The 9,586-nt window shown below is 63.6% G+C and carries 11 protein-coding genes; all 11 read right to left on the bottom strand.

The genetic code is table 11. From position 1 onward, the window contains the following. Window positions 1–16: 16 nt before the first annotated feature. The 11 genes from AB6O04_RS17840 to AB6O04_RS17890 all read right to left on the bottom strand — a co-directional run bounded on the left by AB6O04_RS17840 (window position 17) and on the right by AB6O04_RS17890 (window position 9,579). Window positions 17–970, bottom strand: a complete 954-nt coding sequence (locus AB6O04_RS17840) for an IpaD/SipD/SspD family type III secretion system needle tip protein (RefSeq protein WP_368565604.1) — start codon at window positions 968–970, stop codon at window positions 17–19. Between the two features lie 11 nt (window positions 971–981). Then, a complete protein-coding gene (locus AB6O04_RS17845; protein ID WP_368565605.1) occupies window positions 982–2,112 on the bottom strand; it encodes a hypothetical protein in 1,131 nt (376 codons plus the stop codon). A 33-nt stretch (window positions 2,113–2,145) separates the two neighbouring features. Further along, window positions 2,146–3,744: a type III secretion system translocon subunit SctE gene (gene sctE / locus AB6O04_RS17850; RefSeq protein ID WP_368565606.1), complete on the bottom strand. Its 1,599-nt coding sequence runs from the start codon at window positions 3,742–3,744 to the stop codon at window positions 2,146–2,148. A gap of 173 nt (window positions 3,745–3,917) precedes the next feature. Next, window positions 3,918–4,412 carry a SycD/LcrH family type III secretion system chaperone gene (locus tag AB6O04_RS17855; protein ID WP_368565607.1) on the bottom strand — a complete coding sequence of 165 codons (495 nt, stop codon included), beginning with the start codon at window positions 4,410–4,412 and terminating at the stop codon, window positions 3,918–3,920. Between the two features lie 73 nt (window positions 4,413–4,485). Beyond that, window positions 4,486–5,541, bottom strand: coding sequence for an EscU/YscU/HrcU family type III secretion system export apparatus switch protein (locus AB6O04_RS17860; RefSeq protein ID WP_368565609.1), 1,056 nt, complete (start codon window positions 5,539–5,541; stop codon window positions 4,486–4,488). Next, on the bottom strand, window positions 5,538–6,338 hold the full coding sequence (gene sctT, locus AB6O04_RS17865) for a type III secretion system export apparatus subunit SctT (protein ID WP_368565610.1): 801 nt from the start codon (window positions 6,336–6,338) through the stop codon (window positions 5,538–5,540). Before sctT ends, AB6O04_RS17860 begins: the two co-directional genes overlap by 4 nt. Continuing rightward, window positions 6,335–6,598, bottom strand: coding sequence for a type III secretion system export apparatus subunit SctS (gene sctS / locus AB6O04_RS17870; protein WP_368565612.1), 264 nt, complete (start codon window positions 6,596–6,598; stop codon window positions 6,335–6,337). The genes sctT and sctS overlap by 4 nt, the downstream gene beginning before the upstream one ends. A 2-nt stretch (window positions 6,599–6,600) precedes the next feature. Then, window positions 6,601–7,263 (bottom strand): EscR/YscR/HrcR family type III secretion system export apparatus protein, encoded by a 663-nt coding sequence (locus AB6O04_RS17875; RefSeq protein WP_368565614.1) that lies wholly within the window; start codon window positions 7,261–7,263, stop codon window positions 6,601–6,603. Further along, window positions 7,260–8,201 (bottom strand): FliM/FliN family flagellar motor switch protein, encoded by a 942-nt coding sequence (locus AB6O04_RS17880; protein ID WP_368565617.1) that lies wholly within the window; start codon window positions 8,199–8,201, stop codon window positions 7,260–7,262. Before AB6O04_RS17880 ends, AB6O04_RS17875 begins: the two co-directional genes overlap by 4 nt. Beyond that, a complete protein-coding gene (locus AB6O04_RS17885; RefSeq protein ID WP_368565619.1) occupies window positions 8,198–9,169 on the bottom strand; it encodes a hypothetical protein in 972 nt (323 codons plus the stop codon). The genes AB6O04_RS17880 and AB6O04_RS17885 overlap by 4 nt, the downstream gene beginning before the upstream one ends. Continuing rightward, on the bottom strand, window positions 9,148–9,579 hold the full coding sequence (locus AB6O04_RS17890; protein WP_368565620.1) for a hypothetical protein: 432 nt from the start codon (window positions 9,577–9,579) through the stop codon (window positions 9,148–9,150). Before AB6O04_RS17890 ends, AB6O04_RS17885 begins: the two co-directional genes overlap by 22 nt. Between the last annotated feature and the right edge of the window lie 7 nt (window positions 9,580–9,586).

The raw sequence follows: 9,586 nt of genomic DNA on the forward strand, positions 1-9,586 counted from the left end.
TCCGGTGAGAGCAGGGTTAAAGGGCGTGAATGAAAGCCTTGTCGGCTTCTGTAATGGAGTCGATCGTCGCGCTGAGCACCTTGATGAGGTTGTTCAAGATGTCATTGACGCGCGAGAAGCGCTCGGCCAGCACCTGGCTGAAGTGCTGCAGCTTTTCGACGTGGCTGTCCTTGCCCGACAGCCATGCGTTGTAGCGCGCCGTGTCCCATTCCAATGGGGAGTTGCCAGACGGCAACTGCATGCTGTTGATCACATCCCAAACCACATTTTCGGGCATGCCGATGCCAAACTGGCCGTTGCCCAGATCGGTGATGGGGAACTCACTGGGATTGAGCCCTGCATCGCGCAGGAAGTTCGCGGCGGCTGCTTGGCTAGCGAACACCCCCATAGCACTGGGCCCGTAGCGATGCAACATCGCCTCGAGGTTCGCCCGAAGCGCGCCGAAACTCACAACGACCTTTCCGTCCTCGCCGGCACTGATAGCGTCCTTGAGCGCGGCCATGATACGGCTGAACTCCTGAAAGAACTCCAGGTAGTTCTGCAGCGCCTGCTGGTTGGGATCAACCCAACCCTCTTGCAGGCGCCCCATCGCATCGGAGATGCCTTGGAAAAAGTCGTTGTGAGAGTCACCCGGCGCGCGGGCGGCGGCCGCCCGTTCATCGGGCGCAGCATGCAGTTGGATCGCCAACTGGCCCAGCTCGGCTTTCATTTGCTCTTGCGCCACCGCGCTGCGATGGAACGCCAGCCACGGGCTGATGCCAGATGCGGGGAACTCGCCGCCAGCGTGGGCGTTTGCGACTACGGCATGATTGAATCTCTCAGCGACCAAGGCCTTCTTCAACGTCCTCTCCAACTGCGCGACGATGGCCTCTGTATGTACGGCGACTGAAGCGTCAACCCCCTCTTTCGGGAAGGGCGAGGTATAGATGAGAGGCGCCGGGGGCGCCGGATATGCGGTGATGGCCGTCATGATTGCATTCCTTACATGTTGCCGACGATCTGGTCGGCCGTATTGATGTTGTTGCGTAAGAAAGTCTGCAGAACCTGCATCGCCGCTTCCTGGCGCTGGCGATCCTGGTTGACCTGATCGCCCCGTTCGCTGGCGCGCTGCTGCGACAGCTCTGCAGCGGCTTCGTGCACCATTCGCTTGGCGTCGTGCACGCTGGCCTCCAGCTGGCCAATGGAAGTGACCATGCCCACGACCGGCGCCACGAGCATGTTGCCCAACTGACCCTGGGCAAAGTACACCTGTGCCTGAGCGCCGTTGACCAGGTGCGCGGCATTGCCCGACGCCACTTCCGGCAGACGCGGCTGACTCTGAGCGACTTCGCGCATGGCCGCCGTGCTACCGTCGCGATCGCCGGGAACGCGGACCGCCTGGCCCTGCTGATTGACCATCGTGCGCTCTGGGCGCACCGCAGCGGCGGACGCGCCGGTGGTCGCGGCGGCTTGGTTGCCACGGATATTGAGGTCGGTGCCGTTAGCGCGCACCACATTCTGCTGCGTGCTATTGGTGGTCAGATTACTGGACTTGACCGTACGTGACATCGAGGCGACGCCCACGACGGCGCCCATTGCAAAGCCGGACAGGGCACCGGCAAAGCCGGCATGCGCCGACGCCTTCCGTTCCTTGCCAGCCATGGCAACATGTTCCACCCGCAGGTCATTGGCAGCCGCCTTCTGATCGCGCTCAATGCGCGACAGCTCCATCATCGTCAGCATGAGTGTGACCAACAATGCGAACGACGGATCAGACAGAATGGCGTCGGAGGCAGCCGCCGGACTGTCGGATGCGCCGGCCTTGGCCGCTGCGGCGGCCGGCGGCAGATGGCGCTCTAGACTCGCCTCCAGCACGTTCGTGTGGTCGATCTGGCCGTCGACAATGCGCTGCAGTTCGCGAACACCCTGCTCGATCGCAACCTCCTGGATCGGAGCACGTAGCGCCGGACCGGTTTGCGACGAGGTCATGGCCAGCTTCTCGAGCGTTCCGGTGGTCAGCCGATCAAGCTGAGTGGCGTTGAGCTCGATGCGCGCCGGCGCACCGACGGGCGTGTTGTGGCCGAAGGCCGGGACGATGATGGTTGGTTGGCTGGTAACGGTCGCAATTGTCATGGACATACTCCTGAAAGGGTGAGGGCGGTACGATTACGCGTGACGAATGTTGTTGACGACGAAGTTGCCCGAACGCAGGGACTGCTCCATGACGTCGCTCATCTTCGCCAGGAACGACATGGCGATTTCGTTGGCCTTGATGAACTCCTGCTGGGCGTCCTCCAAGGACTCGCGAATGAGCTTGGAATTCTCCAAGCCACTCATCAGTTCGCCCATGATGGTCTCGGCTTCCACGCGGATATCAGCCGCGACCACGTTGCCGGCGCTGGAGCCGACCGAGCTGGCAAACTGCGTCACCTGGGTGGCCACCAGGACCTTACCCATGCGCGCGCCCATATCATCAACGGTCGAGCCCAAGGCCTTGGTCAGCGCGCCGGTCAGCTTGGCGCTGCCGGCGGCCATCGAGGCCGACGCATCCTTGAGGATCTGCGGCATGACACGGGCCATCATCTTGTTGATCATCGGACCGATCTGCTTGAGCAAATTGGCGGCCGCCGAGCGACCCACCACCACGGCCAGGACAATCACGGCAACCATCACGGCCGCGCCGATTACTGCGCCGAGAATGGAGCCGACCTTGCGGGCCACGGCAGCATCGACACCCATGTTTTCCAGCATCTGGGTCAGCCCCTTGCTGATAGCATTGATCAGCGGCATAAGCACGTGCTGCATGATCGGCTCGAAAGCCTTGCCCAGGACCGAGAAGCCGGTGGCCTCTTCAACAATCACCAGGGCCAAGCCAACGGCAGCCAAGGCCAAACTGGCGCCACCGCTGAAGGGCGCTGCGATCACTGCCACAACGGTGATCAGCCAGCCGACGATCTTGCCGATGCAACCCATTGTCTTTTCCAGCTGAGCCGCCTTGGCTTGCTCGGCCTGATACTCTTCGGAGCGACGGGTGTTCTCAGCCTCCTGGCTCTTGAGCAGATCCTTGGTCAGCTTCGTGTCGGCTTCCAGCTTGAGTAGGCTGTTTTCGGAGATGAGCTGGTTCAGCGTGGCCAGCAGCTCCGACAGCTTCGCCGCATTCGTCATCGCCCGAGGAGGGCTCAGGCTCGGCGGCGCAACGTGAACTAGACGCTCGATCTCGGCATCGAGGCGATTGACCTCGTCCAGCGCCGCTTCCATCCCGGCATTGGCCGCATCGGATACCCCCAGGGCGGTTTGCGCCGCTGCGCGCAAATGATCGGCCTGGCCGCTGGCCTGCCGCAGCTGATCGTTGAGCGATGCATGATTGGGGTCCGACGGCGACGTCGCCGCCAATTGCGCCTGCAGCTGCCGCACGCGCTCGGCCGCCCGGTTGGCTGCCTGCAGGGCGCGCTGCGCCTCTTCGCCGGCACTTTGAGCCTGCTCCAGCTTCTGCGCCAGCTCCCCTTCGGCCTGGTTCAGCGACTGAGACAGGCGCTCGAAGCTGGCCTTTTGATGGGCACGCTGCGCCTTGAGCAGCTCCAATCGCGCATTGGTGGACTCGACCGCAGTGTCTTGCAGCAGCTCAGCCAGCTGCGCCAGCAGCAGTGTCAGTTTCGCCTCCGGGGTCAAGCGCTGGGTCTGGCCCTGCGCCTGACCCAGTGCGGCATCGACACGGGCGGTGTTGGGTTCACGCAGCTCGGGGGCGTGAGCGCTGGACACGACCACGCCATTGGACGCGCCACGGCTGGCCAAATTGGCGGCGGCGGCGGCACTGAATAGGCGCACGGCGGCGGCCTGGATCTCGCTGACAACGGTGGCCGGCGCCTTTCCGAACCCCTCTGCCGCAGCGGCAGCCTGCAGTGCCTGGGGGGAAACCGAACTGATGATGGTCATGGGTTTTACTCGTCCTTTTCGGGTGGAGAATCGGCTTGGGCGATAGCCTGCAAATAGGCGGTGGCCCGCGCCACGTGAGATGCGTCTTTGGCATGGGTAATGACGATGTCAAAGCACTCGCGCGCCAGACTCACCTTGCCTAGCGCCAATTGGCACTGACCGGTGTGAAGCATTGGCCGGTAGTCCGCTCGCAAGAGCGCGTACGCCAATGCATACATGTCGATAGCCCGCTGATATTCACCCTTCATCTGATGGACTGCCCCCAGGCCGAGCGCGTACTCGCCGTTGTAGAAGTCGTACAGACACAGGAAACGGAAGAAGGCCTCGGCTTCCTCCAGTTGCCCGCTAGAGTAGAAGCGGTGCGCAAAGGCATAAATGCCCTCGAGCAGGTCATCGCTGACGCCTTTGAGTTCTTTGACGGTAGCCCCGTCTTGAAGCCCTTCAATCAGGGATTGGACGGTGGCCTCGTCAACATTGGGAATGGAATGGCTATCGCTCATATTCGGTTACCTCGGTAGGGCAGGTCCCGTTAGAGGACGTGCGTAGTTTGCGGATGGGATGTCAAATGCGCTTTCAGGTTTCTTCCACTGCCGACGGATCGTCCGGGTCGGGCACGCCGGCGCGTTCGACGTCGCGCAACCACTGCAGCAGGCGCAGGACCGCCTCGAGCTGCCCTTCCGGCACGAACTGGTAGCGCCTGGTGTTGAAGTACACGCCGCGCGCCAACGGGATGTCACGGATGACCGGCACCCCCAACTGCTCGGCCAGCTTGATCACTGCCAGGGCACGTTCGCCCTTTTCGTGAACCGAGACCATCGGCCAGGAGACGCCATCGTGGGCATATATGCCTACGGCAATGTGGGTGGGGTTGGCCAGAATGGCGCTGGAACCGGCCACGTCCGCCTGGACCTGAGCCGACAGCTCCACCGCCAGCTGCTTGCGGTTCTGCTTGATCTCCGGATTGCCGTCGTTGTCCTTGTGCTCTTGCTTGACCTCGGATTTGTCCATGCGCAACTCGCGAATGTACAAACGGAATTCCAAGAGAGCAGCCAGGAAGACGAGCGGTGCCAACGTGCCCAGAAGGGCCAGCACGACATCCATGCTGATCCGGTGCACGGCCCAGCTGCCGGCAGCCACTTGAACATGCGCCTGGGCAAAAACTCGCGAGCCCCAGATGTGCCAGGCCACCCACAAGAAGGCAAAACCCAGCAAGGCGTACAAGGACGCCGACAGGACGTTCTTGATCACCTTGACCGAGACCAGGTTCTTTAGCCCCTTAATCGGATCCAGTCGCGAAAAATCAATCCGTATGGCCTCCACCGCCAGAACGCCGCGACTTTGCAGCAACGACACCAGCGCCACGCTGACAATGGCCACTACCAGCACCGGCGCCACCGCGCTGCCAAAGGCCTTGACGGCCAGAATTGCGATCTCGCCAGGTTGCACGTCGAAGTTGCGGCCAATGACCACGGTGAACAGTGCCCTGATGCCTTCAAAGCTGGTGGCATGGAGCAAAGTCAGCACGCCGGCGACCAGGATCGCCGCCACCGTAAGATCGCGACTTCGATAGCTGGTCCCCTTTTGAGATTCCTTGAGCAGTCGTTTGGGGGTCGGCTTTTCGGACTTCATCGCGCCACCGGCGCTTTGATCAGTTCCAGGCCGTCATGCAACTGCCACAATGCTGGCACCTGATCGACCATCATCCACATCAGGTATACCGCCAAGGCGATAAACGCCACGAACGACTTGATACCCAGCGACACCGCGAACGGATTCATCTGCTCGGCGAAGCGCGAGAGGATGCCTAGGAACACCTCGACCAAGAACAGCACCACTAGCACCGGCATGGCCATGCGTACCGACTCGGCCAGCAGCACGCTCAAAAAACCAGTGACGGCATCGCTGTCGACGATCCAGTGAGCGCCCATCGGCACCAATGCATAGCTGGCGTGGACGACTTGCAGCAGGCTGACAATGCCGCCGGACATCAGAAAGATGAGGGAACTGGTCATGTTCAACAGGTGCGCGGTCTCGGTCGCTTCGATCCCAGTAAGCGGATCGAGCGAAGCGCTGATGCTGGCGCCACGCTGATTGTCGACAATCGCGCCGACGGCGTAGAAAATATGAAATGGCAGCGACACCATCAAACCAATGGCGGTTCCGACCAGCACTTCGGTCGCCGTGGCCATCGCGATGCCGAGTACACCCTGCGGTAGCTGCACGGTTTCGGTGATCGGCCACATGCCGGTCACCACCGCTGCGGCGATCGCCGCGCGCGCCACTGGCGAGGCGATCGCGCCGGCCGACAAATACGGCAACCAGAAGAAGATGGCGCCCACACGCGCCATTCCCAAGGCCAGCGGAACGGCGTACTCGCCGATCAGGGCGATTAGCTCCCGATCCAGCGGGCTCAACGCGATGCTCATGATCGTGGCGACAACGCCTGCTGCATAGCAAAGTCGGCGAACTCCAGCATCTGCCCGGTCATCCAACCCATCAATACGATCAGGCACACCACCACCGACAGCAGCTTCAGGCCATATGGAAGCGTCTGCTCCTGCAACTGGGTCACCGTCTGAAATAGCCCAACGATCAAGCCGACCAGGGTCGCCACGATCACCGGTGCGGCCGACAACAACAAGATCAGGTACAGCGTTTTGTTACCGGCGCTGAGAATCAGTTCCATGGCTAGGCCGCCACGTCCAGGTACTGGCGCACCAAGCCTTGTGAGATCATCGACCACCCGTCCATGGCCACAAACAGGATCAGTTTGATCGGCGCCGATACGGTCACCGGGCTCATCATCATCATGCCCAGCGAGAGCAGGATGCTCGAGACCACCAGATCGACGACGACGAAGGGCAGATAGAGGTAGAAGCCGATACGGAACGCGTCGGTCAGCTCGCTCAGCGCGTACGCCGGTAGCAACGCGAACATCGAGTGCTGATCGGGCTCGATCACCGCTGGCGTTTCGCCCACCGCCAATCGCGCGCGCTCGAAGAAGGCCAGCAGCTGCGGATCGGAGTACTTGAGCAGGTAGGCCCTATAGTCGGCCAAGTTGGCGTCCATGAACTCCACGATCGCCTGCACGCTGTCGATGGGGCGATCCCAGGTCGTGTAGTTGTCGTACAGGCCCACAATAATGGGCTGCATGACGAAAAAGGCCAGCATCAAGGCGATCGCATTGGCGATCAAGTTGGAGGGCACCTGCTGCAGGCCCAGGCCGTTACGGACCAAGGTGAAGACCACCGAGAACTTGATGTAGCACGTGCCGACCGCGATCACGAATGGCAGCAGCGCTGCCAATGCCATTACGGTGATCAGGGAAATATCATTACCCACAGCGTTCATGTCGGGCCCGCGCACTCTTCAATCTGCACGCCCAATCCCTCGCCGACCCGCACCAGTTCGCCCTTGGCCACGCGCTGTCCGTGGACGCGCAGCTCGACTTGGCGATGCGCGTCCGAGGGCAGCGCATAGGTGCTGCCCGGCTGCATCTGGCCCAGCTCGGCCACGGTGTGAGTCAGCTGGCACAAAATGACCTCCACGGTCATCGGCAGTGCGGCCACGTCTAACGCGGCCGTCGGCAGTGCGCTAGCCGCATCGTCGAGAGGAGCGCCGCTGCCCACCGTCGCGGAAGAGATGTCGAATTCGGAAATGATCATGTGATCTCCATCAAAGCTAAAAGAAAAAAGAGGACGGCGCTCGAGCAGCGCCTGCGGTTGGAGTTCCCCGATCAGGACCACATCGCCCACGCGCAGGGCCTGCAGTTGAGCCACCGTGAGCGAGGCATGGCCCAGGCGGTACAGCACCGCTACCGGCACCTGTGACGGCACGCGCGCAGGCGCCATCGGCACGGTGGCGCGCACCTCCAATTGCTCGACCCAGATCGGACCCTGCACGGTGTGCAGGCACGGCAAACTCGGCTGCTCGAGCGGGGCCGGCGAAACCTGTTGCAGCCATAGGGTTTGACCGTCATCGAGCCAATCCACCGCAAGCGGGCCTTGCGGCGGCGCGTCGAACAGCTTGCGCGCGCTCATCTCGTCCAACGCGTCCCAAGCCAGGCCCGGCAACTGCGGCCAATGCAGCGCTGCCCACTGCGCTGTCGGCACCAAGCACACGACCATGCCATGCGCGCTGGACTGACGAAAACGGATCAAGGTGCGCTGTGCCGGCAGCGGCTCCCAAGCCACGTGCCAACCCAGCGCCTGGCAACGGCGAAAGGCTGCTTCATGGGCCAGTCGATCGGGCGGGACTTCACGCAAGGGCCAAGCCGGGCACGCGGTCATGGGGTCTCGCGCTCCGGCTCAACGTAGAGACGTTGCCGGCGCTGCTCGCGGTCGGCATCCACTTGTTCGACGCGCCACAACTCGCCCTCGGTCGCCGCGGAACCCTCAAGGGTCGCGCTTGTCAGCGCTTGGCCGACGCGATCACTGCTCGGGGTCAAGACCACGCCGGCCGGCACCCACCGGGCGTGGACCTGATGGCCCAAGCCCCAGCTTTGGAAAGCTACGGTCATGCTCGGAGCCGGGGCCGCTGGCGGCGCCGGCAGGCTCGGGGCAGGGGCGGCGGGGGCCGACGGCAGCGCCGCCGCGCTTGGGACCGGGGCGGACGGCATCGGCAACGACGGGCGTCCCGGCACTGCCAACTCGCTCGGCACCGCAACCGGCGCCGACGCCGGTTCGGCGTGATCGCGGCGTACAGCGATCGCCTCAGCGGCCGGCACCGGCACGACAGGCGGCTGGGCGATTGTCGTCGATGCCGGCGTGACGGCCGACCCACGCGCGGGGCTCGTATCGGATAGCGGCGTCGCAGGCGCCACCGGCGCAGTGCGGCGCTCACTGGTTTCGGTGCCTCCGCTTACGTCAGTGCCGGCGGAGGCACCGGCCAGGATCGGATGCAACGAAGACTGCCGGACCGGTGCCACCGGCGCGCCAGCGTGAACGGCCGTGCTGGATGGCTCGACTGCAGCCAGATGCATGGGCACCTGCTGGACCGATGCCCCCGGCGCGCCAGTGTGGGCCGCAGCCACGGGCGCTCCGCCCACGCCCCATGTCAGCGACGTCTGCGCGGGCCGCAGTGCCAGCGGTACCGTCGCGGCCGGCAGCGCCACCTCGGCGCCGCTTGGCTTCTTTTTCTTCGGCGGTGCAGCGCCCGCTTCGGCCATGCGATCGGCCAGCGACACTGATGGCTGCGTGGACGGGCGCTCGTCCGTGCCGGCCGAGGGGATACGGTTTACAGGTGAGATAGCCGACATGCGTGTTCCTCTTGCGTGTGTTCCTGACTACGGCGTTGAAGGCGGGCCCTCGCGATGCGGTGCATCTGCTTGGCCCAGTGATCGAGTTTTCGTTGCTTGCGTTCCAGCAGCAGCCCCTGCGCCTGGGCCTGCTGAGCTTGCTGCGCGCGTGCCTGTGCCTGTTCGTCGAGCCGCCCGGACTCCAGCGCCGTCTCAGCCACCTGCGCGCGCGCCTCCGATAGCTGCCGCAGTCGCTCATACAACGCCTGTCGGCTAAGTCCGTTTTCTGGGGTAAGCGCCGCCATCTCCAAGGCGTGCTGCCCGGACAGGCGCGCGGCCACGGCGGCCTCGCGCAGCTCTTGCTCGGCCTGGCGATGGCCGTGGGCCTGTTTGCGCGCGCAGCTGGCCTGATGCTGCTTGAGCGCGCTCAAGCGGCGC

It is taken from the genome of Pseudoxanthomonas sp. UTMC 1351 (assembly GCF_040948865.1).
Lineage (GTDB): Bacteria > Pseudomonadota > Gammaproteobacteria > Xanthomonadales > Xanthomonadaceae > Pseudoxanthomonas_A.

Excerpts from the sequence above, each read along its gene's own strand:
- sctT (WP_368565610.1), bottom strand. The coding sequence starts at position 6,338 with ATGAGCATCGCGTTGAGCCCGCTGGATCGGGAGCTAATCGCCCTGATC.
- AB6O04_RS17885 (WP_368565619.1), bottom strand. The coding sequence starts at position 9,169 with ATGTCGGCTATCTCACCTGTAAACCGTATCCCCTCGGCCGGCACGGAC.
- AB6O04_RS17860 (WP_368565609.1), bottom strand. The coding sequence starts at position 5,541 with ATGAAGTCCGAAAAGCCGACCCCCAAACGACTGCTCAAGGAATCTCAA.
- AB6O04_RS17840 (WP_368565604.1), bottom strand. The coding sequence starts at position 970 with ATGACGGCCATCACCGCATATCCGGCGCCCCCGGCGCCTCTCATCTAT.
- sctS (WP_368565612.1), bottom strand. The coding sequence starts at position 6,598 with ATGGAACTGATTCTCAGCGCCGGTAACAAAACGCTGTACCTGATCTTG.
- AB6O04_RS17875 (WP_368565614.1), bottom strand. The coding sequence starts at position 7,263 with ATGAACGCTGTGGGTAATGATATTTCCCTGATCACCGTAATGGCATTG.
- AB6O04_RS17855 (WP_368565607.1), bottom strand. The coding sequence starts at position 4,412 with ATGAGCGATAGCCATTCCATTCCCAATGTTGACGAGGCCACCGTCCAA.
- AB6O04_RS17880 (WP_368565617.1), bottom strand. The coding sequence starts at position 8,201 with ATGACCGCGTGCCCGGCTTGGCCCTTGCGTGAAGTCCCGCCCGATCGA.
- AB6O04_RS17845 (WP_368565605.1), bottom strand. The coding sequence starts at position 2,112 with ATGACAATTGCGACCGTTACCAGCCAACCAACCATCATCGTCCCGGCC.